The 26,195-nt window shown below is 68.0% G+C and carries 29 protein-coding genes; 13 read left to right on the plus strand and 16 right to left on the minus strand.

Annotated elements, in window-relative coordinates:
* Positions 1 to 37: 37 nt before the first annotated feature.
* From K4043_RS10450 to K4043_RS10460, 3 genes are all read right to left on the minus strand, one after another.
* Positions 38 to 442: a hypothetical protein gene (locus K4043_RS10450; protein WP_123730541.1), complete on the minus strand. Its 405-nt coding sequence runs from the start codon at positions 440 to 442 to the stop codon at positions 38 to 40.
* 150 nt (positions 443 to 592) lie between these two features.
* Complete coding sequence (locus K4043_RS10455; RefSeq protein WP_088434503.1) at positions 593 to 934, minus strand: hypothetical protein; 342 nt, start codon at positions 932 to 934, stop codon at positions 593 to 595.
* Between the two features lie 124 nt (positions 935 to 1,058).
* Positions 1,059 to 2,234, minus strand: a complete 1,176-nt coding sequence (locus tag K4043_RS10460; RefSeq protein WP_123730542.1) for a thiolase family protein — start codon at positions 2,232 to 2,234, stop codon at positions 1,059 to 1,061.
* Between the two features lie 176 nt (positions 2,235 to 2,410).
* On the opposite strand from K4043_RS10460, the gene K4043_RS10465 reads away from it, so the two are divergent.
* Entirely contained in the window at positions 2,411 to 5,278 is a 2,868-nt protein-coding gene (locus tag K4043_RS10465; RefSeq protein ID WP_265309286.1) for an autotransporter serine protease, read from the plus strand.
* Positions 5,279 to 5,362: 84 nt separating this feature from the next.
* Here the strand turns inward: K4043_RS10465 and K4043_RS10470 are convergent, their stop codons facing one another.
* Entirely contained in the window at positions 5,363 to 6,460 is a 1,098-nt protein-coding gene (locus K4043_RS10470; protein ID WP_123730882.1) for a Glu/Leu/Phe/Val dehydrogenase dimerization domain-containing protein, read from the minus strand.
* Between the two features lie 315 nt (positions 6,461 to 6,775).
* Here K4043_RS10470 and K4043_RS10475 point away from each other — a divergent pair, with 315 nt between their 5' ends.
* Positions 6,776 to 7,879, plus strand: coding sequence for an HDOD domain-containing protein (locus K4043_RS10475; RefSeq protein ID WP_265309287.1), 1,104 nt, complete (start codon positions 6,776 to 6,778; stop codon positions 7,877 to 7,879).
* Position 7,880: 1 nt separating this feature from the next.
* Here the strand turns inward: K4043_RS10475 and K4043_RS10480 are convergent, their stop codons facing one another.
* The 3 genes from K4043_RS10480 to K4043_RS10490 all read right to left on the minus strand — a co-directional run bounded on the left by K4043_RS10480 (position 7,881) and on the right by K4043_RS10490 (position 10,796).
* A complete protein-coding gene (locus K4043_RS10480) occupies positions 7,881 to 9,458 on the minus strand; it encodes a phospholipase D family protein (protein WP_265309288.1) in 1,578 nt (525 codons plus the stop codon).
* Between the two features lie 48 nt (positions 9,459 to 9,506).
* A complete protein-coding gene (locus K4043_RS10485; protein WP_265309289.1) occupies positions 9,507 to 10,217 on the minus strand; it encodes an rRNA pseudouridine synthase in 711 nt (236 codons plus the stop codon).
* A gap of 81 nt (positions 10,218 to 10,298) precedes the next feature.
* Positions 10,299 to 10,796, minus strand: a complete 498-nt coding sequence (locus K4043_RS10490; protein ID WP_123730546.1) for a M48 family metallopeptidase — start codon at positions 10,794 to 10,796, stop codon at positions 10,299 to 10,301.
* Positions 10,797 to 10,868: 72 nt separating this feature from the next.
* On the opposite strand from K4043_RS10490, the gene K4043_RS10495 reads away from it, so the two are divergent.
* Positions 10,869 to 11,420, plus strand: coding sequence for a DUF2058 domain-containing protein (locus K4043_RS10495; protein WP_265309290.1), 552 nt, complete (start codon positions 10,869 to 10,871; stop codon positions 11,418 to 11,420).
* A gap of 109 nt (positions 11,421 to 11,529) precedes the next feature.
* Positions 11,530 to 11,796: a DksA/TraR family C4-type zinc finger protein gene (locus K4043_RS10500; RefSeq protein ID WP_121038682.1), complete on the plus strand. Its 267-nt coding sequence runs from the start codon at positions 11,530 to 11,532 to the stop codon at positions 11,794 to 11,796.
* A gap of 46 nt (positions 11,797 to 11,842) precedes the next feature.
* On the opposite strand, the gene K4043_RS10505 is transcribed toward K4043_RS10500, so the two are convergent.
* Positions 11,843 to 12,424 carry a mechanosensitive ion channel family protein gene (locus K4043_RS10505; protein ID WP_265309291.1) on the minus strand — a complete coding sequence of 194 codons (582 nt, stop codon included), beginning with the start codon at positions 12,422 to 12,424 and terminating at the stop codon, positions 11,843 to 11,845.
* 80 nt (positions 12,425 to 12,504) lie between these two features.
* Positions 12,505 to 12,696 (minus strand): hypothetical protein, encoded by a 192-nt coding sequence (locus K4043_RS10510; protein WP_265309292.1) that lies wholly within the window; start codon positions 12,694 to 12,696, stop codon positions 12,505 to 12,507.
* A 179-nt stretch (positions 12,697 to 12,875) separates the two neighbouring features.
* Here K4043_RS10510 and K4043_RS10515 point away from each other — a divergent pair, with 179 nt between their 5' ends.
* The 3 genes from K4043_RS10515 to K4043_RS10525 are packed head-to-tail and all read left to right on the plus strand — an operon-like array spanning position 12,876 to position 14,871.
* Positions 12,876 to 13,460 carry a sigma-70 family RNA polymerase sigma factor gene (locus K4043_RS10515; protein WP_121038673.1) on the plus strand — a complete coding sequence of 195 codons (585 nt, stop codon included), beginning with the start codon at positions 12,876 to 12,878 and terminating at the stop codon, positions 13,458 to 13,460.
* The gene (locus K4043_RS10520; protein ID WP_123730551.1) at positions 13,457 to 13,978 is read left to right on the plus strand and encodes an anti-sigma factor; all 522 of its coding nucleotides are present in this window, start codon (positions 13,457 to 13,459) and stop codon (positions 13,976 to 13,978) included. The genes K4043_RS10515 and K4043_RS10520 overlap by 4 nt, the downstream gene beginning before the upstream one ends.
* An 11-nt stretch (positions 13,979 to 13,989) precedes the next feature.
* Entirely contained in the window at positions 13,990 to 14,871 is an 882-nt protein-coding gene (locus K4043_RS10525; protein ID WP_265309293.1) for a DUF4097 family beta strand repeat-containing protein, read from the plus strand.
* A 45-nt stretch (positions 14,872 to 14,916) separates the two neighbouring features.
* On the opposite strand, the gene K4043_RS10530 is transcribed toward K4043_RS10525, so the two are convergent.
* The 3 genes from K4043_RS10530 to K4043_RS10540 form a co-directional block, all read right to left on the minus strand.
* Positions 14,917 to 15,096 carry a hypothetical protein gene (locus tag K4043_RS10530; RefSeq protein WP_019183415.1) on the minus strand — a complete coding sequence of 60 codons (180 nt, stop codon included), beginning with the start codon at positions 15,094 to 15,096 and terminating at the stop codon, positions 14,917 to 14,919.
* An 11-nt stretch (positions 15,097 to 15,107) separates the two neighbouring features.
* On the minus strand, positions 15,108 to 15,407 hold the full coding sequence (locus tag K4043_RS10535) for a YkgJ family cysteine cluster protein (protein ID WP_080114834.1): 300 nt from the start codon (positions 15,405 to 15,407) through the stop codon (positions 15,108 to 15,110).
* A gap of 317 nt (positions 15,408 to 15,724) precedes the next feature.
* Positions 15,725 to 17,080 (minus strand): Hsp70 family protein, encoded by a 1,356-nt coding sequence (locus K4043_RS10540; protein WP_123730553.1) that lies wholly within the window; start codon positions 17,078 to 17,080, stop codon positions 15,725 to 15,727.
* 118 nt (positions 17,081 to 17,198) lie between these two features.
* Between K4043_RS10540 and K4043_RS10545 the strand changes: the two genes are divergently transcribed.
* Positions 17,199 to 17,534: a zinc ribbon domain-containing protein YjdM gene (locus tag K4043_RS10545; protein WP_123730554.1), complete on the plus strand. Its 336-nt coding sequence runs from the start codon at positions 17,199 to 17,201 to the stop codon at positions 17,532 to 17,534.
* A 6-nt stretch (positions 17,535 to 17,540) separates the two neighbouring features.
* Here K4043_RS10545 and K4043_RS10550 read toward each other — a convergent pair whose 3' ends face one another.
* A complete protein-coding gene (locus K4043_RS10550; RefSeq protein ID WP_265309294.1) occupies positions 17,541 to 18,656 on the minus strand; it encodes a tetratricopeptide repeat protein in 1,116 nt (371 codons plus the stop codon).
* A gap of 249 nt (positions 18,657 to 18,905) precedes the next feature.
* On the opposite strand from K4043_RS10550, the gene K4043_RS10555 reads away from it, so the two are divergent.
* From K4043_RS10555 to K4043_RS10570, 4 genes are all read left to right on the plus strand, one after another.
* Complete coding sequence (locus K4043_RS10555; RefSeq protein WP_123730556.1) at positions 18,906 to 19,511, plus strand: hypothetical protein; 606 nt, start codon at positions 18,906 to 18,908, stop codon at positions 19,509 to 19,511.
* Positions 19,512 to 19,558: 47 nt separating this feature from the next.
* Positions 19,559 to 19,738 (plus strand): oxidoreductase-like domain-containing protein, encoded by a 180-nt coding sequence (locus K4043_RS10560; protein ID WP_123730557.1) that lies wholly within the window; start codon positions 19,559 to 19,561, stop codon positions 19,736 to 19,738.
* An 86-nt stretch (positions 19,739 to 19,824) separates the two neighbouring features.
* Positions 19,825 to 20,400: a DUF998 domain-containing protein gene (locus K4043_RS10565; protein ID WP_265309324.1), complete on the plus strand. Its 576-nt coding sequence runs from the start codon at positions 19,825 to 19,827 to the stop codon at positions 20,398 to 20,400.
* A 78-nt stretch (positions 20,401 to 20,478) separates the two neighbouring features.
* Entirely contained in the window at positions 20,479 to 21,825 is a 1,347-nt protein-coding gene (locus K4043_RS10570; protein WP_265309295.1) for an AcvB/VirJ family lysyl-phosphatidylglycerol hydrolase, read from the plus strand.
* A gap of 27 nt (positions 21,826 to 21,852) precedes the next feature.
* Here K4043_RS10570 and mprF read toward each other — a convergent pair whose 3' ends face one another.
* Positions 21,853 to 24,417 carry a bifunctional lysylphosphatidylglycerol flippase/synthetase MprF gene (gene mprF, locus K4043_RS10575; protein WP_265309296.1) on the minus strand — a complete coding sequence of 855 codons (2,565 nt, stop codon included), beginning with the start codon at positions 24,415 to 24,417 and terminating at the stop codon, positions 21,853 to 21,855.
* A gap of 193 nt (positions 24,418 to 24,610) precedes the next feature.
* Between mprF and K4043_RS10580 the strand changes: the two genes are divergently transcribed.
* Positions 24,611 to 24,958 (plus strand): RidA family protein, encoded by a 348-nt coding sequence (locus K4043_RS10580; protein WP_121038644.1) that lies wholly within the window; start codon positions 24,611 to 24,613, stop codon positions 24,956 to 24,958.
* A 97-nt stretch (positions 24,959 to 25,055) separates the two neighbouring features.
* On the opposite strand, the gene rnfB is transcribed toward K4043_RS10580, so the two are convergent.
* Positions 25,056 to 25,475, minus strand: coding sequence for an Rnf electron transport complex subunit RnfB (gene rnfB, locus K4043_RS10585; RefSeq protein WP_265309297.1), 420 nt, complete (start codon positions 25,473 to 25,475; stop codon positions 25,056 to 25,058).
* Between the two features lie 29 nt (positions 25,476 to 25,504).
* Positions 25,505 to 26,146 carry an HAD family hydrolase gene (locus tag K4043_RS10590; RefSeq protein ID WP_123730562.1) on the minus strand — a complete coding sequence of 214 codons (642 nt, stop codon included), beginning with the start codon at positions 26,144 to 26,146 and terminating at the stop codon, positions 25,505 to 25,507.
* Positions 26,147 to 26,195: the final 49 nt, after the last annotated feature.

The following is a 26,195-nucleotide window of genomic DNA, read 5'->3' on the forward strand; positions in this document are numbered from 1 at the left end:
TTGCGCGGCGCACACTGCGATGGGGCGTGAAGCCGACTCAGCGCTTGGCTTCGTTGGCGTTCTTCTGCGCGTCGTCGGCAACGTCACGCGCCTTGTCGGCCACCTTCTGCGCGGCATCGGCGGTGGAATCGCTGGCGTGGGCGGCGGCATCCTTGGCGGCGACCTTGGCTTCGCCGGCGGCTTCAGAGGTTGCGGCAGCAGCGCGGTCAAGCGCCTGCTGGGTATCGGCGGCAGCCCGTTCAGAGGCGGCAGCGGCATCGTCGGCAGCAGTGCGGGTGGCCGCAGCGGCCTTGTCGACGGCTTCGCGCGCGGCGGCGTTGGTGCTGTCGGCAGCCTGGGCGGCATCGCGACGGGCCTGTTCGGCCTCCGGGCCCTTGCACGCGGCCAGGCCGAGCAGCAGGGAGGCGGCCAGCAGGGAGGTGGTCAACGGACGGATCTTCATGTGGCGCTCCGGTAAGGCGATGGATGGGAGGCCAGCCTATTCATGCGTCTGTGAAGAACCGGTGCGTGGCAGGGCTGCTCAACACGCGCCCAAAGAAAAAGCCGCTGGCGAACCAGCGGCTTCTTCAGACTTGCTTGAAGAAAGAAGTTATTACTTCTTGGCTTCTTCAGCAGCGTCCTTGGCCTTCTCGGCGGTGCCTTCGGCAGCCTTGGCAGCGTCGGCAGCCTGGTCGGCAGCAGCGTCGGTGGCAGCGCCAGCAGCCTGGGCAGCGGCATCAGCCGAAGCGTCAGCAGCGGTGGTGGCGGTGTCAGCAGCAGCCTGGGCAGCGTCAGCAGCCGGGGCGCCAGCAGCAGCGGCCTGGTCAGCAGCGGCCTGGGCGTCAGCGGCAGCTTCGTTGGCCGAAGCGGCGGCGTCAGCAGCCTGCTCCTGCTTCGAGCAGGCGGTCAGAGCCAGGCCCAGGGCCATTGCGATCAGCAGCTTGTTGATGCTCATTGTTGTGAATCCTCGTCGTTAGATTAGGCAACGCGCTATTGCGCGCCCGGCAACATGATGACAAGCCAAGATTGGCTGTCAAGCGATCGCGCATTCAGTTTTGAGAAATGCGCGTTAAATCAAATCAAATCAATTCGATAGCGATGGCGGTTGCCTCGCCGCCGCCAATGCACAGGGTAGCAATTCCGCGCTTGGCCTCACGCTTGCGCAATGCGTTCACCAGTGTGACCACCAAGCGCGCACCCGAGGCACCGATGGGATGGCCCAGTGCGCAGGCGCCCCCGTTGACGTTGACCTTGTCATGCGGGATGCCCAGCTCGCGGATCGGCGCCATCGCCACGACGGCGAAGGCTTCGTTGATCTCGAACAGGTCCACCTGGTCCAGCGTCCAGCCGGTTTTTTCCAGCAGCTTCTGGATCGCACCGATCGGCGCGGTGGTGAACCACTCCGGCGCCTGCGAGTGGGTGGCGTGGCCGACGATGCGGGCCAGCGGCTGCAGCCCGCGGGCGGCAGCGTCCTCTTCGGACAGCAGCACCACGGCGGCAGCGCCGTCGGAGATGCTCGAGGAACTTGCCGCGGTGACCGTGCCGTCCTTCTTGAAGGCCGGACGCAGGGTCGGGATCTTGGTGACGTCCGAACGGCCCGGCTGCTCGTCCTGCGCGAACTCGACCTCACCCTTGCGGGTGCTCACCTTCACCGGGACGATTTCGTCGTCGAACGCGCCATTGGCCTGCGCAGCCAGCGCGCGGCGCACGGATTCGATGGCGAAGGCATCCTGCTCCTCGCGGCTGACCTGGAACTTCTCGACGGTGCATTCGGCGAACTCGCCCATCGCTTTGCCGTCATAGGCATTGACCAGGCCGTCGTGGGCCATGTGGTCGACCGCCTGGAAATTGCCGAAGCGGTTGCCGGTACGCGAGTTGGGGAGCATGTGCGGGGCGTTGGACATCGACTCCATGCCGCCGGCAACCACGATGCTGGCCGAGCCGGCCTTGATCAGGTCATGCCCCAGCATGATGGCCTTCATGCCCGAGCCGCACACCTTGTTGAGGGTGGTGGCGCCGGTGGAGACCGGAATCCCGGCGGCGATCGCGGCCTGGCGGGCCGGCGCCTGGCCGAGATTGGCCGGCAGCACGCAGCCCATGATCACTTCGGAAACGTCCGCAGCCGGGATCCCGGACTGTTCCAGGGCCGCGGCGATCGCGGTGGACCCGAGGGTCGGGGTCGGCACGCCATTGAACTGGCCCAGGAAGGAGCCGATGGCGGTGCGCTTGGCGGCGGCGATGACGATGTTGGACATGTGCAATCTCTTTGATGCGTGAGCGAAGAGCGGAATGGGAACGCGGGCGTTGGAAGCCGACGCATTTCCCGGCAGACTGCGTGGGGGTCGGTCCAGTATAGAGGGTCGGCATTGACCGCCGGTGTCTGCCCGGGAGGCCGACAGGTGGGGAAGGTCCATTCACAAGGGGAGCGGGGATGAAACAGGTTGTGATCGGCAGGTCGGCCCTGGCCGCGGCATTGGCCTTGGCGTTGAGCGCGTGCGGAGGCGGGGGCAGCAATGTCCGCGGGGACCTGGAGCCGTCGCCTCCACCGACCACGCCGCCGACGCCGCCCCCTACCACCCCACCGACGCCACCGCCGACCACGGCACCGCCGGCACAGCCGGCCTTCGATGCGCACCTGAGCATCATCCAGGCCGGTCCCGCGCAGGCGGCCGGCTGGACCGGCGCCGGCGTGCGCATCGGCGTGGTCGATTCAGGCGTCAACCGCAGTCATCCGGCGCTCAACGGGCGCGTCGTGGCCAGTTACAACTACGTCGATCCGCGGGTGAACAACCTCAACGTGGACGACGTGGTCGGGCATGGCACCGTGGTGTCCCAGCTGGCTGCCGGTCGGCGGGTCGGGAGCTGGCCAGGCGGTGTGGCCACGGACGCGCAGATCGTGTCGGCACGGATCATCGCGGACAAAAGCCCGGTCGATGATGGTTCCGGCAGCGGCAACCAGGTCAGCGGTGCGCTGGGCCTTGCGCCGGTGCATCAGGATCTGATCAATGCCGGCGTCAAGATCATGAACAACTCGTGGGGCGGCCTGTACTGGACCAATCCGGCCGCCACCGCGCCGATTGCCCAGGAGTACCGTCCCTTCATCATCGGCCATGGCGGCCTGGTGGTGTTCGCGACCGGCAACGAGAGCAAGGCCAATCCGTCCAGCATGGCGGCACTGCCCAGCCAGCCGGGTACCGGCGGCAGCCTGCCGGCAGCGGATCTGGAGCGTGGCTGGCTCAGCGTGACCGCCGTCGATACCGCGGACCCGAGCAGGCTGGCCTCGTATGCCAACGCGTGCGGCGTGGCGGCACGCTATTGCCTTGCCGCTCCCGGCACCGCGGCGTACGTCGATCCGGCCAATACCGGGGGCACGCCCACGTATTACTACGGCTCGGGCACCTCCTATGCAGCGCCGCTGGTTTCCGGCGCGGCCGCGCTGGTGTGGCAGAAGTACCCGTACTTCACCAATGACCTGGTGCGTCAGACCCTGCTCGGCACGGCAACCGATCTCGGCGCAGGCGGCGTGGACAGCACCTTCGGCTATGGCCTGCTCAACATCGCCAAGGCGATCAACGGGCCGGCCCGGTTCGACTGGGGGGATGCCACCGCCAATGTCGCGACGGTCGGTCTGGACTCGGTATGGGCCAACGACATCAGCGGCACGGGCGGGTTGATCAAGCAGGGCATCGGATCACTGACGCTGGCCGGTTCCAATACCTACGGCGGGGACACCCGCATCGAGCGGGGCACGCTCGCGCTGCGCGGTGGAGCGTCGATCACCTCCGATGTCCTGATCGTGCCGCAGGCCGATGCACCCGGCAACGCCGCCCTGCAGTTCATGAACGGCACAACGCGGGTGGCTGGCAACGTGGACAACGGTGCCAGCGTGATCCTGCGCAGCGCCAACATCGATGCCACCGTCGAGGGCAATTACGTACAGCGCGCCGGTGCACAGCTGGTGGTGGCGCTGGGTGCCAATGCGCTCAAGGTCACCGGCACGGCGTCGCTGGCGGGCAATGTGCACGTGGACAGCATCCTCAGCGGTTACGTGCCCGCCGATGGGCGCTCGCAGGCGCTGCTGCAGGCCGAGGGTGGCGTGAGCGGCACGTTTGCCGGCGTGACCAATGCGCTGGCGACGGGCACGCTGCTTCAGACCAGCCTGCGCTATCAAAGCAATGACGTCAGCCTGATCACCGACCGGATCAATGTCATCAGTGCGACCCAGCAGGCCGGTCTGAGTGGGATTACGCTGGCCTCGGCGGCACGGGTGGAATCGGCGTTCGAGGTCCTCGATCACAGCGGTGCGGCGCTTACCGGCTTCGCCGGTGCGGCCGGTGAGCTGCAGGGCGTGGATGGCACGGGTGCGTTGCAGGCGAGCCTGGACAGCCTGTCCGGCAAGGCCCATGCGCTGGCCACCGCATCGACCTTCGACAGCATCGATATGAACCGCCGCGCGCTGTCGGCCCGCGTTGGCGAGGTGCAGGCCGCACCGCGCCTGCGCGGTACCTGGCAAAGCGCGCTGGGCGAGGCCGGGCAGGGCAGCTTTGCCGGCAACGGCGTGGCCACCCGGGGCTGGATGATGGGCCAGGACATGGCACTGGGCAGCCACGGCATGCTCGGGTTCGCCTTCGGTGAAACGCGCAGCTTCGGCGGCCATGACTGGGGCAGCGACCGTGGGCGCGACCGCCAGTCGCAGGCGCAGTTGTATGCAGGCTGGGGCACCGGCCGCGCCTATGCGATGGGGCAGCTGGGGGCAGGCCAGTTCACGCGCGAGATCGACCGCCAGCTGCTGCTCGGCGCGGGCCAGTACGGTGTCAACGCACGCTATGGCGGCAGCTTCAGTGCAGCCAGCGTGGAATCGGGGTATCGCTTCGGCAACGCCATCGCGTCGCTGACGCCGTATCTGGGCGCGGAGTATGCGCGCGTGGACAGCGATGGTTTCAGCGAGCAGGGCGGCATGGGCTTCGGCCTGCGGACGCAGGATGCGGTCAGTACGCGCACCCAGGCCTTGATCGGCATGCGTGCCGAGCGTCGCTGGGGTGGGTGGTCGCTGCGCGGCTATGCCGAGTGGCAGCAGCACCTGGCCAGTACGGGACAGGTGCAGGAGGCCAGTTTCGTGGGCGTGGAGGCCTGGGCGCCACTGTCCGGCCTGCAGCCGGCGCGCTCGGGCGGCCTGTTCGGGCTGTCCGTGGAATCGTGGTTGAGCCGCAACACGCGCCTGGCGTTCGGCTATGACCAGCGGTTTGGCCCGCGTGGCGATCTGCGCCAGGTGCAGCTGCGCTACGCGGCCGGGTTCTGAGGGCCGGCCCCACCGCGAGGTGCGCTACAAAAAAGAGGGCGCGATCCATGATCGCGCCCTCTTCGTTTTGATCGCCGCAGCAGATCAGTTGCCGCGCAGCGTTCCCAGCCGCGGCGTGGCGCGGCCCAGCGGCATCTTCAACTTTCCGATCGACAGGATGCGCGACTCGGCGATCTGATCGGCGGCGCGCTGTGGCGCGATGCCTTCGCTCTGCGACAGCGCGAAGATGCGGCCCAGGTTGTGGTAAATGCTGCGGATCAGGCGCATCGCACGCTCGCGGTTGTAGCCGTCGATTTCCAGCGAGACGTTCATCACGCCGCCGGCGTTGACCGCGTAATCGGGCGCGTAGAGGATGCCGCGCGCATGCAGCTCGTCACCCACGTCCAGGCTGGAGAGCTGGTTGTTGGCGGTGCCGCAGACGATCTTGCACTTCAGGCGCGGCAGCGTCTCCGGGTTGATCGCACCTTCCAGCGCACACGGGGCGAAGATGTCGGCGTTGACGTCGTAGATGTCCTCCGGCTTGACGGCTTCGGCACCGTATTCGGTCACCGCACGCTCGACCCGCGCGCTGTCCAGGTCGCTGACGTACAGCTTGGCGCCGCGGTCGCGCAGCAGCTTCACCAGTTCCATGCCGATGTGGCCCAGGCCCTGCACCGCGATGCTGGCCTTGCCGACTTCCTCATGGCCCAGCTTGTGCTGCATCGAGGCCATCAGCGCCTGCAGCGCGCCATAGGCGGTGAACGGTGCCGGATCGCCGGAGCCACCGTGGACCTGGTGCACGCCGGTGACGTACTCGCTTTCCAGGTAGATGTTCTCCATGTCGTTGACGTCGGTGCCGACATCTTCGGCGGTGATGTAACGCCCGCCCAGCGAATCCACGTAACGGCCGAACGCGCGGAACAGCACTTCGGTCTTGTCGCGCTTGGGGTCACCGATGATCACAGCCTTGCCACCGCCCACGTTGAGGCCGGCCAGCGCGTTCTTGTAGGTCATGGTGCGGCTCAGCCGCAGCGCATCTTCCAGGGCCTCGTCGGTACTGGCGTAGGGACGCATGCGCACACCGCCCAGGGCCGGGCCCAGCGTGGTGTTGTGGATCGCGATGATCGCCCTCAGGCCGGCATCGCGGTTGTGGCAGAACACCACTTGCTCGTGACCGGTAGATTCGAGGGTTTCAAATAACATGGTGGCTCCGATGGTGCGAACGGTGGCGAACAGCGGCGAACGCGCCAGCAAAAGGTGGGGTGTAAAACAAAAAAAGCGACGTCGTCGGGTCTCGGACGGGTCGCGCGGCGCCATTCTAGAGCATTCCGCCGGAGGGTGTTGTCAGGGGGCTCCGGTGAAGGGCCGGGCCGGTGCCACGGCGGCCGCCATTAAAGTTGCTGACCTGCAGGCCGATGCCGTCGCAAGGGTGTGCATCACCGGCAATCGCAGGACGGATCACGTGGGCGCAGTCGCAACATGGCAAGTGCGGTATCCCACGTGGCCAGGGGCCCTGGCGTGACGGGCGCGGTCCTCATCGCGGTCCTGGTGGCAGCCCTGCTGGGTGGGGGGCTGCTGCTCCGCCGTCGGCGTGCCGTGGCGGCGCCATCGGCCGCCCGCGCGGCACGCGGGCACTCCCCGGCGGCCGCGGCCCCGCTCCTGTGCCAGGGGGCCGATCCGGTGGCTGCCCTGCAGGCCGGCCTGCACGCGCTTGCCCTGGTACCGCGCAGTGGCGATGCCGCCGATGCAGCCGTGCGGCACACGGTCGAGCTGCGCGATGCGGTCACCGCGTCGCTGCTGGCCCGGGACTGGTCGGCCAAGCACCTGCCCCGCCGCCCGCAGCTGCTGCCGCAGCTCATCCAGACCGTCAACGACAGCGACGCCTCGGCGCGCGCGATGGCCGCGATCATCGGCCAGGATCCGGTGCTGACCGGCAACCTGCTGCGCATTGCCAACAGTCCCGTCTACCGGGTGCAGGCCAAGCCGGTGGAAACCCTGCAGCGCGCCGTCACCCTGGTCGGCACCGACGGCATCCGCCAGATCATCAGTGCGGTGCTGGTGCAGCCGGTGATGCAACTGCAGTGCGATGCGTTTCCGCAGTTCAGCGCGGTGATCTGGGAGCATGCGCTGCTGGCCTCGCGCGTTGCCGCCGACCATGCGCGCACGGTGACCCATGAGGACGGTTTCGCTGCGCAGTGGCTTGGCCTGACCCAGGGGCTCGGCGCGGCGCTGGTGATGCGCCACCTGCTCGATGCCTGCGCGCAACAGCAGGTGGCCGCCCCGCCGCGCGTGCTGGCCGGCGATCTGCTCGATAGCTGGACCCTGCCGGTGGCGAGCCGGATCGCCGCGGCATGGGAGTTGCCCAAGGCCGTCCATGACGCCCTGATCCGGCAGAGCGGCAGCGGCCTGGCCGCCAGCCTGCGGTTCGCGCGGGCGGTGGCTGCGGCCAGCCTGCTGTGCCGCCATGGCCAGATCGGGCAGGTCCAGGCACTGGCCTGGCTGGAACAGCTGGACGACACCCCGCCACAGGCGCTGCAGTGGATCTGGCGGCGCGTCCACGGGCGCGCGGTGGAAACGCTGGAGGGCGATGAGCCTGGCGTCGAGGTGGCGCAGGCCGGCTGAGCTAGAGCTGCGACTCCAGTGGCAGCCAGCTGATCGCGCGCGCGCTGGCCCGCAGCCAGAACCCGGCATCGGGTTCGGTGTACAGCCAATGCGGCGGCTGCGCATCACGCTCCAGCCAGCGGATGTCGCCCTCCGGACCCAGCGTTACCCAGTAACTCTGGCGCGGGTCGGCCAGGTGCAGGTATTCCTTGCGCAGCTGGCCCGCCAGCACCGGATCGTCGAACAGCACGCCCATCTCGGTGTTCAGATAGGCCGAGCGTGGGTCCAGATTGAACGAGCCGACGAAGCCGCGCCGGTCGTCGATCATGAACGCCTTGGTGTGCAGGCTGGCACCACTGCTGCCGAACAGACCGCCGCCATCGACATTGCCACGTGATTTGAGCTCGTACAGCTGCACGCCACTGCGCAGCAGCGGTGCGCGGTAGTGCATGTAGCCGCTGTGCACGGCGGCTACATCATTGGCCGCCAGAGAGTTGGTGATGACCGCGACCTGGGCCCCGCGCGCGACCATCGCAGCCAAGCCTTCAGTGCCGTCCTCGCCGGGCACGAAGTAGGGCGAGATCAGCAGGGCTTTGTGTTGGGCGCTTTCCAGTTCCTGCACCAGGCGCGTGACCAGCCAGCCGGCCTGATCGTCGCGGCGGTGCTTCATCGGCGGGTCCGAGGCGATCTCCACGTGGTTTGACCAGTGCAGATCCAGCGCATCGCGGTAATACGATTTCGCCGCCTGCGAGCGCGCCACGCGTTCCAGGTAGGGCTTGGCACTGTCCAGGCGCGCTTCGTGTTCGCTTTCACGGATCAGCAGGCGCAGCTGTGGTTCGGCGTAGAACGCCAGCGCACGGATCGGGACGGCGGTATCGCTGTTCCAGTACTCGTCGAAGATCGTATTGGCCTGCTGCACCGCTTCGCCGGCGACCAGCAGATCCAGGTCGCGGAAGTTCACGTCCGGGCGTGCGCTGAAATACTCCTCGCCGATGTTGCGGCCACCGACGATCGCCACGCGCCCATCGGCGATCCATGACTTGTTGTGCATCCGGTGGTTGACGCTGAAAACGCGCTGCACCATCTCGACCAGGCGCCAGAGTCCGTTGCGGTTGCGGAACGGGTTGTACAGGCGGATCTCGATGTTGGGGTGCGCATCGAGCGCCATCATCAGCGCGTCCTTGTCCTGCGCGTTCATGTCATCGAGCAGGATGCGTACCCGCACGCCGCGCTCGGCGGCGCGGTACAGCTCGTTGGCCATGAGATGGCCGATGAGGTCGTCGTGCCAGATGTAGTACTGCAGGTCCAGGCTGCGTCCGGCGTGCTGGGTGATCACCGCGCGCGCGGCGTACGCGTCCAGCCCGTCGGACAGGAAGGCCACACCGGTCTGGCCGGGGTGCTCGGCCTGCAGGCGGACCAGCTCGCGATCGATCGGGGTCTGGTCGGCCTGCGTAGGCAGCACCGTCGAGCGCTCGCCGACGGCCTGCGGGGTGAGGTGGTCGGCCAGCAGCAGGCCGCTGAGGACCAGCAGGATCAGCAGGGCGACAACGATCCCCAGCCAGCGCAGCAGCCGGCGCCAGAACGGTTTTTTCTCGGTCATGCCCCGATCGTAAGCGGCCGGGGCGTGCAGGGCGAGTGCTGGCGCGGTTTAGAAGCGCTCGTCCGGCGCCAGGTAACGCCACTGGCCCGGGACCAGCTTGCCCATCGCCACGCGGCCGATGCGCAGGCGACGGATGCTGATGACCTCCAGCCCGACCTGGGCGCACATGTCGCGCAACTGGCCTGGATGCACCGGCTTGATCGCAAAGCGCAGGCGGGTTTCGTTCTGCCAGCTCACCTTGCACGGTGGCAACGGCCAGCTGCGGAAGCTCAGGCCGTGCGCGAGGCGCTTCATGCCGTAGGGCGCCAGCTCGCCACTGACTTCCACCAGGTATTCCTGCTCCAGCGTTGCACCGCGATCCTTCAGGTGCGAGATCACGCGCCCGTCCTGGCTGACCACCACCAGGCCGCTTTCGTCATCGGACAGCGGCATCACCAGCTGCAGGGCGTGGAAATGCCGCTGCAGCAGCGTTACGCCGGTGGCATCGAGTTCACTGCGGGTGTCCGGCGTTACCAGGGCGCACAGTTCGTCCGAGCGCATGCCGGCCGGCTTGTGCAGCAGCATGCTCACGGTCTCGGTGCGGGTCGCCTCGGCGTTCTCGCGCAGCACGATGTCCTCGTCGGTGACCATCGTCTGCGGCTGTTCGACCACCTGGCCGTTGACGGTCACCCAGCCGCCCTCGATGTAGCGCTGGGCGTCGCCACGGGAGCAGCCGATCAGGCTGGTCAGGCGTTTGTCGAGTCGGATCGGGTCGGTCATCGGGCAGGCAACATAAAACGGGAAGCGGGCGGGGAGTGTACTGGCTGGGGCCCGGCGCTGCGCGATGCTGGACGCTGCGGCTCAGCCCGGCGTGCGTTCCAGGTGGGTCAGGTACAGGCGCAGATCAAACTCCAGCTGGTGGTAGTCCGCTTCCATGTGGGTACACAGCTGGTAGAAGGCCTTGTTGTGGTCCGATTCCTTCAGATGGGCCAGCTCGTGCACCACGATCATCTTCAGGAACGGCGCCGGTGCCTCGCGGAACACCGTGGCGATGCGGATCTCGCGGCTGGCCTTGAGCCGGCTGCCCTGCACCCGCGAGACCGTGGTGTGCGTGCCCAGCGCGTGCTTGAGCACCTGCAGCCTGCTGTCGTAGATCACCTTGGACAGCGGCGCGGACTGGCGCAGATAGCGCTCTTTCAGGCCTTGGGTGTAGTCGTAGAGCTGGCGGTCGTTGCGGACGGTATGCAGTTCGGCGTAGCGCCGCTCCAGCCACGGCCCCAGCCGGTCGCCCGCGATCAGCTCGCGCACCTGCTGCTGCAGGGCGTCGGGATAGCCGGCGAGGTACTTCAGGGCGGTCATGGGGCGGTTGGGACGGGGCGGGCAGACCAGTATGATGGCCCCCGGAATCCCGCAACAACAGATGCTAGGCGTATGGCGAAGGCAAATCCCCTGCAGGAGCAGCTGCTCAAGGCTGGGCTGGTCAAGAAATCCCAGGTCTCCCAGGCCGCCCGTGAACAGGTGAAAGCCCGCCACGGCAAGGCCCCGGTCGCGCCCAGCGAAAGCCAGCGCGAGGCCGAGCGCCTGCGTGCCGAGAAGGCTGAACGCGATCGCGCGCTGGAAGCCGAGCGCAAGGCCAAGGCCCACGCCCAGGAACTGCAGGCCCAGGTCCGCCAGATCGTCGAGGCGCACAAGGTCAAGCGTGAAGGCGAAAGCGAGTACCGCTTCAATGACGGCACGCTGATCCGCACGATGCTGGTCAACAACGTGCTGCGTCGCCAGTTGGCCTCGGGCAGCCTGGTGATCGTGCGCCATGGCGACGGCTTCGAACTGCTGCCGAGGACGGCGGCCGAGAAGGTCCGTGAGCGCGACGCCAGCGTGATCGTGCTCGACAACAGCCAGCCCGGCAGCGAGCCGAGCACCGGCAACGCCGAGGACGATGCCTACTACGCCCAGTTCCAGGTGCCGGACGACCTGGTCTGGTAAGCCACGTCTGAAGCGTTCACCCGGCGCCGCGGGCGTTCAGCCCCACGTTGGCTGGGTGTGGTGGGCCGGGTCTATGCTGGTGCCCTGACACCGGCATGGGAGACACATCATGGCGACAGGTTGGGCAGGCGACGGCGCCGTCCAGGATCAGATCGACGCCACCGTCGATGAGGCCATCCAGCGGGCCCGCGCGCAGCTGCGCGATGGCCCGGGATTGACCCACTGCGAGCACTGCGACGCGCCCATTCCCGAGGCGCGGCGGAAGGCCGTTCCCGGCGTACGCCTGTGCGTGCGCTGCCAGGAAGAAGAGGACGCCGCCCAGCAGGAGGGCAGCGGCTACAACCGCCGCGGCAGCAAGGACAGCCAGCTGCGCTAGGTATCGATACTGGGCCCGGGCATTGCCTGGCCGATGGCGGCTGGACTCAGCCGTCCCCTTGAATCCCGCCCGGCGCCTGCGAAGGATCGCGCCAACGGCGCACGGTGCGTTGGAAGAACATGTTGTTGGGCATCTGCAGCACCGTGCCTTCGTGCCCGCTGCCGGTTTCCTGCAACGTGGTGTAGATCAGATTGATGTCGATCACGCGGCCCTTGAGTCCTGGCTTCTCACCGTTTTCCAGCAGCTCGATGTAATCGTGCAGGCGGAACGGCCGCGTGGTGAAGATCAGCAGCGTGCAGAAGATGTTGGACAGCACGCTCCACGCGGCGAAGAACGCCACCGCGCCGACCGCAGCGAACCCGGTGAAGGCGGTCCAAAGTACCGTTGCCGAGACGCCCACGATGTTGAGCACGATCAGCAGCACGGTGAAATACACCACGAAGGTGAACACCCGACGTGCGCCCATGATCATTTCCGGCGGGAGTGTGTAGTGCTCACCGACGCGACGGATCAGCCGCCGGGCAACCAGCCGCAGCAGCCAGGCCACCAGCAGGGTCACCAGAATCTGCAGGGCAGGGACCCCATAGTGCAGCCATTCGTGGGTCCAGGCGGGCAGATGCTCTTGCATGGGGGCGGAATTCCTTTGCAGCGATAGTGCCGATCCCGCCATGGTAATGCCGATGCGCGTCACCGCATCGTGGTATCGGTTTACGACAGGGGGCTGCCGTACACGTCGAACACAGCGATCATCGCCGAGGCACACACCGGCGTGTTCTGTGCGTACTGCACACAGACATCGGGTGCTTCAGGCCTCAACGTGACCTGGATCTGCAGCGGGCTCCACGGCAGCGTGCAGCCGGTGGCCAGCGAGAGCAGCAGGGCCAGGCAACTGGAAGACATGGGAATACTCCTTGGCGGGGGCCGGTAGTGACATGGGATTGGATGCAGCGCCGGCCAGGAAGGTTTAAAGACCGCAGAAATAATCCGCCCTCACGCTCGCAGCAGCCCCAAGCGGAGGCGCCTGAAAAGAAAGTCAGAACGGGCTTAAACCTTTTCCATGCCCCCCGCATCCAACGGATATGCTCGATACGACGATGCCCGCCTCCAGCGCCACGACCCAGGCCGATGCCGCCGATGACCACGCCCTCGTGCGTGCCGCGGCGGCCGGCGACGTGACCGCGTACGAACGCATCTACCGACGGCATTCGCCGCGTGTATACGCCGTGCTGTGGCGGCTGTGTGGCGGCCATGCGGCCCGCGCCGAAGACGCCCTGCAGGAGGCCTTCCTGCAGGCATGGCGCGCACTGCCGGGCTTCCGTTTCGAAAGCAGCCTCGGCACCTGGCTGCACCGCCTGGGGGTCAACGCAGCGCTGATGGAACTGCGCGCCAACGCCACCGGCGATGCGCGCGATGCCGGCGAGGAGGGCTGGGAATCGTTGGCGATGCTGCCGGCCCAGGACCGCTGCGCCGGTACCTCCATGGACCTGGAGCGCGCGCTGGAAACACTGCCGCCACGGGCACGCGCGGTACTGGTCCTGCATGACATCGAAGGGTGGAAACACCAGGAAATCGCCGACCAGCTGCAGATGGCGGTCGGCAGTTCCAAAGCACAGTTGCACCGTGCGCGCGGCCTGTTGCGTGCGCGCCTAGGAGAAACCGCATGACGCCCCATGATTCCGATCACGACGACCTGACCGCACGCCTGCGTGCCTTGCCCGCCGAGCGCGTTCCGCCGGCGCGGGTCTGGCAGGGCATCGCCGCACAGTTGCCGGCACCGCTGACGGCACCGTCCACGCCGATCGCCACCGCTTCGCTGGCCGCACACCGGTCCCGCCGGCAGCGCTGGCCGCTGCGCGTAGGCCTGGGAATGGCCGCCGCACTTGCCGTTCTGATGGTGGTGCCTACGCCGGTTCCGCACACGCCCGCACCGTCGCTGCTGCAGCGCCAGGCCGATGCGATGGCCGGCGAGTACCAGCAGGCCATCGCGGCCTTGCCCAGCGCCGATGTCACCGATGAGTGGCGCCCGGCCCTGCATGAACTCGATGCCAGTGCGGACACCATCCGCGCGGCCATCGCTGAAAATCCCCGCTCGCGCTATCTGCTCGGGCAACTGCAGCGTACCTATGCGCTGCGGCTGGAACTCACCCAGCAGGCGGTGCTGTCCGCCGGCCTGCCCACTTGAAGGAGAACCCCATGCGTATCCCTCTGTCCCTGATCGCCGCCCTGGCTCTGTGCGTGCCGCTCGTCGCCCAGGCCGCCACCAACGTCAATGAGCGCCATCCACTGGGCGCCGGCGGTCGCGTGGAAATCAGCAACATCGCTGGCAAAGTCACCGTGCGCGGTTGGGACCGCAGCGACGTGGCGTTGACCGGTTCAATGGCCGATGGGCTCACTCTCAAGCAGGACAAGAGCAGCAACCGCGTGCGCTGGGAAGTGGAGTACCCGCGCGGCCGCAGCAACGGCGGGGCGACCCTGGAGCTGCGTGTGCCGCGTTCGGTGGACGTGCAGCTGGGCACCATCAGCGCCGACATCGACGTGGCCGACATCGACGTGCGCCGCCTGCAGGCCAACAGTGTCAGCGGCAGCATTACCGCGGCCGGGCGCAGTGGCGAGACCACGTTGAACACGGTCAGTGGTGGGATCCGCTCGCAGCTGCAGACGCCGCGGTTGGACGCGCGCACGGTCAGTGGCCAGTTGCTGGCCGGTGGCGGGGCGTCGGGAGATGTGGCGGCCGAATCGGTCTCTGGCCGCGTCAACGTCAACGCCGGACGGGTCCAGCGGCTGGCGGTGGAAACCGTCTCGGGCAGCCTGGATGTGAGCGCGACCGGCATGGCGCCGGGCGGCAAGGTGACGATGCAGACGGTCAGCGGATCGGTCGCGCTGAAGCTGCCGGCGACTGTCTCGGCGCAGTTGAACGTCAAGACGTTCAGTGGCGGGATCCAGTCCGACGCCGGGCAGGTGGACAAGCCGCGCTATGGTCCGGGCCGCAGCCTGGATGCGCGTCTGGGGTCGGGCGATGGGGATATTTCGATCAACGCCCATTCCGGGAGCGTGCGGGTCAGCCTGGGCCGCTGAGTGCGGCCACCGCACCGGCCAATGCCGGTGCGGTCGGCAGCAACGTCAGCCGGCTTTCTTCAGCGCCAGGGTATTGCCCAGCACTTCGATCTTGCCGCCACCTTTACGGAAAGCAGCCAGATCCGCAGCGATGCTCTGGCTGCTGACGGCGGAGTTGGACCCTTGCTTGCGGTCAACGCGAACGGTGTTGCTTGCCTTGGGGGAGGTCTTTGGCGTACGAGCCATGGATGCTCCTGCTATGGATGAAGCGTGGAAGAAAACGTCGACAGATCCTGCTGTTGTCGACGGTAGTCCTGCCGCACGAGGCGGCAATCATCGCCGCCCATGTCGAACTGGCGGCAGATCGCGGGTCGCTGCGAGTAGATCGTGCAGCGCAGGTGATACGGGTCGATCGCAGCGCACCAGCCTTCTTCGTTGCGCGCCATCACCGTGCCGCCACGCGCATCGGTGTCCAGCAGGTAGCCGGGCACGTTGTCGTCAGGCATGACGGTGACGGTGAGCCGACAGCACACCGCGTCGCAACGACGGCAATCGATGGGGTCGGGCTCGGACGATGTAAGAAGTGCAGCCAGGCGTTCGCCCAATCTGAGTGTCTCTTGGCGGCTCGGGGTGCAGCAGGCTGTGAACGAGCCGGATCACAGCGATGAGCGATCCCGGCACCGCGGACAGGTCCGGACGGTGGCAGCATCGAAGAAGACGGTGGCCAGCAAGGCCAGGAGAGTGGTGCTTGTCGCGTCAAGCGCATTGCGCTTTGAAGCCGAAAGATGATAGCGCTTTCGGCGTAACGTTTTGTTAATAAGGTCTTTCACACCTCTTCAGGCCTTGTGGGGCAAGGCCTGGCGTTGCCGGTGGATCAGTTCGCGGCGGCCAATGCCAGCCCGTGGACCACGCCGAACGACGGATTTCCGCGGACCAGGGTCGAGCCCGGGAACGCGTTGGCCACGGCCTGCTGCAGGTAGCCGGCGCGCGACATGCCGCCAGTCAGGAACACCGCTGCCGGGTCGTGGCCGATGTCGCTGCGCACCTGCTCCAGCAGGGCGGTCAGCTCGCCCAGATACCCACCGGCGGCGGTTTCCAGCCGCGAGGCATCGATCTGCATCTGCAGGCCGCGTTCGATGAAGTCCAGCGCGCTGTCGTGGCTGGACACACTGCTCAGGGCGATCTTGCAGCGCTCGACTTCACGGTACAGGCGCGCGGTATTGCCGGTGTCCTGCAGCGCGGTCAGGCGCGGGCCGAACGGCGCGTCCACATCGCGGTAGGTGTGCTGGCGGAAATCGCGCTGGCGGGTCATGTCCTGCACCATCGCCGCTTCCACGTAGTGGTGCGCCGGCACGCGGGTGATGCCGCGGCCGAACAGCGGCATGTAGCCGCCCAGGCTCAGCGCCAGATCGATATCGGTACCGCCACGGGCGATACCCCAGGCGCGGTGGATGGTCGGGGCCTGGCCGCCGCCTACGCGCGCATGGGCAACGTCGGTGGTACCACCGCCGATATCCACCACCACCGCGTCGTGCTCCTGCGGGCTCTCGGCGTGGTAATGCATCGCGGCGGCGGCCGGCTCTTCGAGAAAATCGATGCTGTCGAAGCCGGCGGCGATCGCTGCGCCGTGCAGGATCTCCAGCGCCTGCGCGTTGCCGGCCTCGCCGATCGAACTGCGGAACTGGACCGGGCGGCCCAGCGTGGCGGTGCGGATCGGCGTGTCCAGCTGGCGCGAGGCGGTCAGGCGGATGTGCTCGAGGATGTGCGTGGCGATGCCGGCGATGGTCTGGCGCGCACGCGGGTGCAGGTTGTAACCGAGCATCGACTTGGGGCTCTGCACCAGGTTGCCTTCGTTCTCTTCGAAGTAGGCCTCCAGCGCGTCATCGCCGTAGACCGCGTTCTGCAGCAGGGTGGTGGAGCTGAGCGGGGCGCGCATCTGCTCTTCCATCCACTGCCGGCGCACCACGCGCAGGGCCTCGCGGCGCAAGGCATCGGGGGTACGTTCCTGGCCGGCGGCACGGGCATCGCGCGCGGCCGCGTCGACCAGCCGGGCCAGGTCGTGCTCCAGCGCCGGGGTCAGTTCGAAGTCGTTCGGGTCGCGCATCACCTCGGGGAAATACACCGTGGTACGGAACTGTTCGGCCTGGCCGAACTGGATCGGCACGACCTTGCCGTCGATCACCACGGCGGCGGCGGAGTTGCTGGTGCCAAAGTCGATGCCGAGTTTCATGCGGGAGCCGGGCCGGTGGTCAGGGGGCGCGCACTTTGCGGCAACGGGACCGCCGACGCAAGGGCAGACGGTAACGGGCGGTTACACTACGGGCCGTTTCGTAACCGAAGAGCTGTCGATGTCCGCCATTCCCGCCTGCCCGCAGTGCACCCTGGAAAACACCTATGCCGATGGCGCGCTGTTCATCTGCGCGGACTGCGGCCACGAGTGGGCGGCCGGTGACGGTGGCGGCGAGGCCGTGGTGGTGCGCGACAGCAACGGCAACGTGCTGGCCGCTGGCGACACCGTGACCGTGATCAAGGACCTGAAGGTCAAGGGATCCTCCATCCCGCTCAAGCAGGGCACCGTGATCCGCAACATCCGCCTGGTCGAAGACGATGCCGAGCACATCGAAGGCAACTCGGAGAAGATCAAGGGTCTGGTCCTGAAGACCTGCTTCCTCAAGAAGGCCTGAGCCGGCTCAGTGGGCGTTGGTGCCACGCTGGCGCCAACGCTGCAGGCTGTCCAGCTTGGCCTGGTAGCGGGAAGTGACCGCATCGCCGTTTTCCCCCGCCAGGTCCCGTGCGCGCTGCATCTCCTGCGAGGCGCGATGCCGGTCGCCGGCCAGGAAGTAGGCCCGGGCCAGGGCGAAATGGAAGGGATGCGCGCTGTCGTACAGGCGCACGGCGCGGCGGTAGAACTTCACCGCATCGGGATAGTCCCGGCGCTGCTCCGCCCGCGCACCGAGCATGTACTGCGCAAAGGGATCGCTACGCTGCACCCGCGCCAGCCGGCCCGCCAGCCGTTGCGCCTGGCGGGTATCGCCCACGCGCCGGTACAGCGCACTGGCATTGCTCAGGCTGGCGCCGTGCCGCGGCTGCAGGCGCAGGGCGGTCTCGTAGTCGCGCCGGGCCTGGTCCAGGTCCCCCCCGCGCGCAGCCAGTACCCCCAGATTGTTCCAGCTGCCGACAAAGTCCGGTGCCTGCGCGAGCGCGGCACGGAAGTAGGTACGTGCGCCGGCCCTATCGCCGGCGGCCATGCGGTCGGCGCCGCGGTTGTTGTAGAAATGGGCCAGCGCCCGTTGTCCGTTGATCTTCTGCGGGCCATTCCGGTCATAGAGCACGTTGTGGTCCAGATCGACGGTGCCGCTGCGCCCGTCCAGCACGATGCCGGCGTTGACGTGGCCAATGCTGTAGATCACGCCGGGTGCCTGATACCAGGACACCACCTGCGCCACTTCCTGGACATGCGCATCGATGCCGGCAAGGTTGGCCAGGGTCACGAACAACAGCGTGAACGAGAGGCAGTTGGCGCGCCGCGTCTGCCACGTCTCGTTGATCGTGTGGGTCGCATCGGGGTCGTAGGCCAGGTGCAGCCCCTGCGCGTCGAAGATCATGTCGACCAACCGCTGCAGGCGGCGCTCGCGCGAGTAGCCCGGGTCGATCACCTGCTCATGCAGCAGGGTCAGCAGCGGAGTCGGCACCTCCAGGATCTGCGCCGGCGTGGGCAGCTCGGTGGTGACCGGTGCAGCTGGAAGGGGCGGCGCGGCGGGCGCCGCCGCCCAGACCGGTACGGCAGCCAGGGCCATCCACAGCATCAGTAGTCTGCAGCCGGTCATCGCCGTCACCTCGCAGGGGGCTTGGGGTCCGTCGGGTCGAGTCTAGGCGCGTTGGTACGTTCCGGCGTGCCGTTCATCGGCTGTGCACGCCATCCACAGAGGATGTGGACCAGCGGTCGACAAAGATGTGGATAACCCTCGCTGCGCCCTGTGCAGCAAGGGGGCGATGGGCGTGGTCAAAAAAGTGCCGGTCTTGCCAGCACGCGCCCGGCGGCCAATCATGGCCGCATGCGCTTTGAACCGATCCCGCTGCCCTCCGGACAGCTCGCCGAGCTGGAAACCGCTTACGCCCTGCCGCCCCGGGCGTACCACAACTGGTCACACGTGCAGGCCGTTCTGCACCACTGTGGCACGGTCGCCGAAGCTGGCCCGGGCTGGCGCCAGCCGCGCGAGGTGCAACTGGCCGCGCTCTATCACGACGCCATCTACGACGCGGGCCGCGGTGACAACGAAGCCCGCTCGGCGGCCATGGCGCGCGAGGCCATTGCACGTTGGCTGCCAGAGGCCGGGATCGATGCGACGCGGGTGGTTGAGCTGATCGAACTGACCGCGCGCCACAGCAAGCTCGCGCCCGGCGACGTCGATCCGGAGGCGGCGCTGTTCCTGGATTGCGACATGGCCATTCTGGGGGCGCCGGCGGCGGTGTTCGATGCGTACGACCGCGGCATCGCCGAGGAGTACGCCGGGCACGTGCCGGGCTTCCTGTTCCGGCTCAACCGCCGGCGCTTTCTCAAGCAGGTGCTGGGGCAGCCGCGGATCTTCCTGAGCGACTTCTTCCACCAGCGTCTGGATGCGGCAGCGCGCGACAATCTGCGCCGCCGGGTTGAGCGCTGAACCACGCCCGCTACACTGTGCGCGCTGTTTTCCCAACGTGTGTGGCCATGTCCGTGTCCGTTCCAGATCCCGATCCGCGTCCGCAGCCGCCGGAAGAGCCCGGCCCCAACGAGTGCTGCGGCAGTGGCTGCCCGCTGTGCGTGCTGGATCTGTACAGCGATGAGCTGCAGCGCTACCGCGCTGCGCTGGCGGCGTGGAAACAGCGTCACCCCGACGCCACCGACTGAGTAAATGCGCTGCGATGTCGCTTCCCCTGCCACGCCCTTCCCGCTGGCCCGCACAGCATCACGGACGTGTCGCCCTGACCACGCTGATGGCCCTGGCGCTGTTCATCGCCACCGCGCTGTGGACGCAATGGGCACGCGATGACCTGGACTGGGTGCAGGCCACCCTGAGCCTGTACCTGCATGGCCCCTGGGGGCTGGCACTGCGCGCGGCTTACTGTGTGCTGGCGCTGGCGATCATGCTGCTGGCCGTTTCCCTGCATGCCAACAGCCGATCACCCCGCCGCAGTGCGGCCGCGCCGCTGCTGTTCTGGGGGGCCGCGCTGGGATTGATGGGCGTGGCGATCGGCGACAGCTGGCTGCCCGAGCGCGCGCCGCTGCTGGCACCGCTGGTGCACGGGCTGTCGGCCAATACCGCGTTCCTGTGCGTGAGCGTGGCGATGCTGCTGCAGAGCTGGTACCTGCGCGCCGATCCGCGCTGGCGCACGTGGGCCGGGCCGGCCTGGTGGTGGGCCTGGCTGTGCTTCGTGCTGCTGTGGCTGCACGTGCTGTGGCGCGGCCCGCCGCGCGGCGCTGGGCAGAAGCTGGTGATCGCCGTAGTGCTGGTGTGGCTGGTCGCGGTGGCCTGGCAGCTGTGGCGGCAGGCGCGTCGCGATGCGCGCTGAGCGTCCGGCCACGCTGTGTACATGCCCTTGGCAGGGCAGGGGCGTATCGTTGGCGCACTAGTCATGGGATGCGCGACGATGCGGCAAGCCGGTTGGGGGATGATGCTGGGTGTGGTGCTGGCGGGGATGTCCGGACAGGCGCTGGCCGCGCCGCCGCAGCAGCTCAGTCACGGGCGTTTCGAGAACGTGCCGGTGTACCTGCCGGACGGTCGCCCGCAACGGGTGGTGGTGTGGTTTGACGGTACCGCCAGCCATGCCGACAGCCAGCAGCGCATCGAGGCATTGCGCGCCGAGGGCGCCCTGGTCGCCCAGGTCGATGTCGCGCATCTGCGCCAGGTCCTGGCCCGCGAGAAAAGCGGTGATTGCGCGTTCGGTGCCGGCGATGTGGAGAATTTCTCGCGCTGGTTCCAGGCCTATCTGCACGTGCCGGGCTATCACCTGCCGCTGATCGGCGGCGATGGCGAGGGCGCGGCGCTGGCGTACGCGGTGGCCGCCGAGGCCGATACGCAGGTCTTCGCCGGACTGCTCACCACTGGCTTCTGCCCGTCGGGCGTGCGCGAGCGCAAGGTCTGCGGCGCCGGCAGCAGCCACGGTCGCCTGCAGCCGGCTGACCTGAATTTCCCCTGGTTGAACGCCGCCGGCGATGTGCATTGCCCGGCTGGCGAGTCGGCTGCGTTCGTGCGCAAGGTCGGCATGGGGCGTCAGTTCGAGCGCACCGCGCGGGGCGACGCATTGCCCGGCCTGCTGGCCGCGGCAAAGGTGATCGGCGCGCAGAAAGGCGTCAGCCTGGCGCCGCCGCCGGATGACCTCAAGGGCCTGCCGGTGGTCGATGTACCGTCGAGCAAGCCGGGCGACACCTTCGCCATCTTCGTTTCCGGCGATGGCGGCTGGGCCGGGTTGGACAAGGAGGTTGCCGCGTCGCTGAGCGAGGCCGGGGTGCCGGTGGTCGGGGTGGACTCGCTGCGCTACTTCTGGACCGCACGCACGCCCGACGGCTTCGCCCGCGATCTGGAGCGCATCGTCACTCACTACAGCCACCAGTGGCAGCGCCGCAACGTGGTGCTGGTCGGTTTCTCGCAGGGCGCCGATGTGCTGCCGGCGGCAATCAATCAACTGACGCCGGCCACCCGCGATGCGGTCTCGATGATCGCGCTGCTGTCGGTGGGCAAGACCGCCGACTACGAGTTCCATGTCAGCAACTGGCTCGGCGGCGGTGGCGATGGCCTGCCGATCGCGCCGGAGGTGGCCAAGCTGCCCGCCGGTAAAACGTGGTGCGTCTACGGCGAAGACGATGGCGACGCGCTGTGCCCGTCGCTTCCCGCCGGTGGCAATGCGCAGGTCATCAAGCTCCCCGGCGACCATCACTTCAAGGGCGATTACGACCGCCTCGCCGACACCATCGTGCAGCATCTGCCGGCGCGCTGAGCGTCGGCGATCCGTGCCGGCACGGGCTCAATCGTGCCGGCGCGGGTCCAGTGAGATCAGCCGGGTCGCATCCAGCAGGGCGGCGGGCAGGTGCACACCGCCCGGCGCGGCCAGATAACGTGCGCGCCAGACCGGGGCGAACTTCGACTTGAAACGGCGCAGGCCGCTGAAGCCGTAGAAGCGTTCGCCATGCCGCGCGACCACGTTGGCGAAGCGGTTCCAGCGCCCGGCCAGGCGATGCTGGGCCAGCCCGGACAGCGGTGCCATGCCCAGCGAGAACCGGTGGAAGCCGTGCTCGCGGCCCCACAGGAACAGCTCGATGAACAGGAAATCCATGGTGCCCTTGGGCGCATCGTCGACGTGCCGCATCAGGTCCACCGAGAGCTCGTTCCCGGCCGGTGCCTGCCACAGATTGGCGAAGGCCACGATGCGCCCTTCGGCCTCCACCACCGCGACCGGGAAACGCGCCAGATAGGCTGCATCGAAGCTGCCGAGCGAGAACCCCTTTTCATCGCCGGCCTTGTCGTCCAGCCATTGCTGGGAGACCACTGCCAGCGCCGGCAGCAGGGCAGGCACTTCCTCGGGCATGGCGACCCGGAAGCTCAGCCCACCGCGCTTGCCGCGGTTCCAGGCCTGGCGCAGATCGGCGCGCTCGCGGCCTTCCAGGGTGAAGTCCTGCAGCGGCACCATCGCCTCTTCGCCGAGCTTGACCAGGGTCAGCCCGAGGTCGAGATAGGTCTGCCAGTGCGCTTCGCCGACCTGGTAGAACACCGGGCGCAGGCCGAGCCGATCGGCTTCCTCGCGGAAGCGCCAGATCAGCGCACGCACCACCTCTGGTGGGCCAACCGGATCGCCCATCGCGATCAACGAGCCGCCGTAGCGCTGCATCATCACGAAGCCCCGCTGCGCTTCATCGCGCAGCACCGCCTTGTCCGCAGTGAGCACCAGGCAGGCCTGGGTGTCTTCGGCGGCGGCCAGGATCGGGGCGAGCGCGTCCAGGGTGGAGGCATCGGCAGCCGGCAACGGACTGCGCGTGCTGTGCAGCAACCGCGCCAGGCCGAAGATGGTCAACGCGATCGCCACCAGCAACAAGGCACGCAGCGCGCGAGGCGCGTTGCCCTGCAGCGCGAACTGCCACCACAGCTCGTTCTGGTATTCCACGTGGCTGTAGACGAAGAACAGCAGCCAGATCACCGCGACCAGCACCAGCCCGAGGTTGCGGATCCACGGCCACGACCAGGCCTCATCCAACAATGCCCCCTGGCGATAGAACTCGCGGCGCGAGGCCCACAGTGCGGCCGCCACCAGCAGGGCGGACAGCGCGATCAGCACCTGCCCACCGCGTAGCCAGATCGGCAACGGGGACAACACGCAGATGCCGAGCGCGAGCATCCACGCGGCATGGCTGCGCCGCTGCAGGCCCTGGCCGATCAGCAGCAACGCGACACCGGCCAGACTGCCCAGCAGGTGCGAGGTTTCCAGGATCGGCAGCGAGGCCGTGACCAGGTGCCGGCGCGGCGTCGGCAGGGTGCCGTCGATCACCAGAGCGGCGCCGACGCTGAACACCGCCAGCGCGATGATCTGCGGCAGCCAGGGGCGCAGCGCGGTCCAGCCGACCCGGGTGGCACCGGCGCCGGCACGCAGCGGGCGACGCAGTGCGGGCGCGACCGCCAGCACCGTGGCCAGCAGCAGCGGCAACACGTAGTAGGTCACGCGGTAGATCAGTGCGGCCGCGAGCACCGCGGCGGGCGCCACCTGCGGCAGCAGCTTGAGCAGGCTCCACTCGAACACGCCCAGGCCGGCCGGCACGCTGGAGATCAGGCCGGCCAGCACCGCGACCAGATACAGCCCGACGAAACCGGGCAGGCCGGTCGGCGTATCCATCGGCAGCAGCACATAGAACGCCGCACTGGCCAGCACCAGCTCGACCACGCTCAGGGCGGTCACACCGAGCATGGTGCGGCGGTCGGGCAGCCACAGGGCATGCCCGCGGATCTGGAAACTACGGCCCTCGCGGCCGACCAGCAGCATCGTGCCGGCATACGCCAGCAGGCCGAGAACGCCGATGATGCGCACCGCCTGAACCGGGATCGGCAGCGCCAGCGCCGCCGCGCCGGGTTCAAGCAGGAAGGCCAGCGCCAGCAGCAGCCACGCACCGAACACGAAGCCCAGTGTGCTCATCAATACGACCTGGCCGATCTCGCCCAGCGTCAGCCCCGCGCGACCATAGCCACGCAGGCGTACGGCGCCGCCGGTGAGGGCCGCAAAGCCCAGGGTCTGCCCCAGCGTATGCGCCAGGAACGCGGTGATGCCGACCCGCGCCGGATGCAGGCGCTTGCCGCTGCGGCGCAGACCGATCGCATCGAAACCGATCAGGCAGGCATAGCTGGCCAGGCCAAGCAGCACGGTCAGCGCGATCTGGCCGGCGCCGAGATGACGGAAGGCCTCGCGGATGGCGCGGTAGCCATGCTCATCGAATTCGTTGGCCAGCCCACGCAGGGCCAAGGCCAGGATCAGCAGCGGGATGACGACGGTCGCGGCGCGGCGCCAGGGGGCGCGGGCCGGCGTGGGAGCAGGGGCGGTGTCGGTCATCGGTACAGCGTGCTCCGGGGTGGGCGATGAAAGAGTCAACACAGGCGTGGCCGCCTGACCGGCAAATCGTGCGCCTGATGCCGTCGCTTGCCAAGCGGGTGCACTGTGCGTGCTGTGGCTGCTTTGCGCACCGGGCCGGGCAGGCGCACGCCGCATCGGTGACAATGCGGTTTCATCCAGAGGAGTAATCGCCATGTTGGAACGTTTCGACGTTGGTCCGCGCATGTCCGAAATGACCGTGCACAACAAGGTCGCCTATCTGTCCGGGCAGATCCCTGAAGACACCAGCCAGGACATCACCGGCCAGACCCGTCAGGTGCTGGAAGAGATCGACAAGCTGTTGGCGCTGGTGGCCAGTGACAAGCAGCACATCCTGCGCGCGGAAATCTTCCTCGCCGACATCAACGATTTCGCCGGCATGAATGCCGCATGGGATGAGTGGGTGGTGGCAGGGATGACCCCGGCCCGCGCGACGGTGGAAGCCAAGCTGGCGGACGCGAGCTGGAAGGTGGAGATCGTGGTGACGGCGGCGTTGCCGTAAGCGCACCGCAGAACCGCTGGGCGCCATGGTGATCGACGCATCGCCGTGCGCCCAGGCCTTGCCGCTGCCGCGAGGCGCGTAGCGCCCGGCGCGGGGGTCAGCGCGCGCTGACCAGGTCGATGCAGTCCACCGGGCACGGCGGGATGCACAGCTCGCAGCCCGTGCACAGATCGGCAATGACAGTGTGCATGTACTTGGCGCCGCCGACGATCGCATCGACCGGGCAAGCCTGGATGCACTTGGTGCAGCCGATGCAGTCGGCTTCGATCACCACCGCGACCTGCGGTGCCTTGTGTGCACCGCGCGTGCGGTCGAACGGCACCGCCGCCACACCCAGGGCATTCGCCAAGGCACGCGCACCGGCATCACCGCCCGGCGGGCAGTGATCGATGCCCGCCTCGCCGCGTGCCATCGCCTCGGCATACGGACGGCAGCCGTCGTAACCGCATTGCCCGCATTGGGTCTGCGGCAACAGCCGGTCGAGGCGTTCGGTGAGGGTGTCGATGGGGAGGCTCATGGCGTGGCGGTGGCTGCGCGGTGGGGGCATCAGGCCCGGCTGTCCCGGGCAGGTGGTGTGCCCGCCGGGAGATCCCGACGCGGCTTCATGGGCTTGCCGCGATACCAGCGCTCGTGGGCGAGTGCCAGCATCGGACGGTCTTCGCGGCTGTCGCCGTACGCGTGGATGCGCAGGTAGCGCGCGAGGTCGAACCGCCGGCGGATGTGGTCAACCTTGCGCGGGCCGCAGTCGCCGTCGGCATAGCGCCCGGTGAGGCGTCCGTCATGGCTGTCCAGCCGGTTGCAGATCAGCTGCAACCCCATCGCCTCGCACCACGGGCGCAGGTACAGATCCAGCGAGCCGGACACGATCACCACGGTGTGTTGCTGCTTGAGGTGCCAGTGGATCTGCTCGAGCATCTCCGGCCGCATCACCCCGGGCAGCACATCGCGCGCGTAGCCGGCGGCCTGCGCGGTGATGTCCTCGAGATGGCGGTCGGTGAAGGTCAGGCGGGTGACACGGGCGCGGATGCGTTGCGCGGAGATCAGCTTCAGGCGATAGGCCAGCAGCCACGGGCCGACTTTCCACCAGGCCTGTGCAAGCTGTTCGGGGGTCGCCACGCGGCGCAGGAAACGCCCGTAGGTATCGCAGGTGGTGACCGTGTGGTCGAAATCGAACAGCGCCAGTTCCAACCCACACCTCCAGGCAGAAGAGCGTGGCAGGGCGACCGGGTGGCCGCCC

It is taken from the genome of Stenotrophomonas sp. SRS1, assembly GCF_026130205.1.
Classification (GTDB): domain Bacteria; phylum Pseudomonadota; class Gammaproteobacteria; order Xanthomonadales; family Xanthomonadaceae; genus Stenotrophomonas; species Stenotrophomonas rhizophila_B.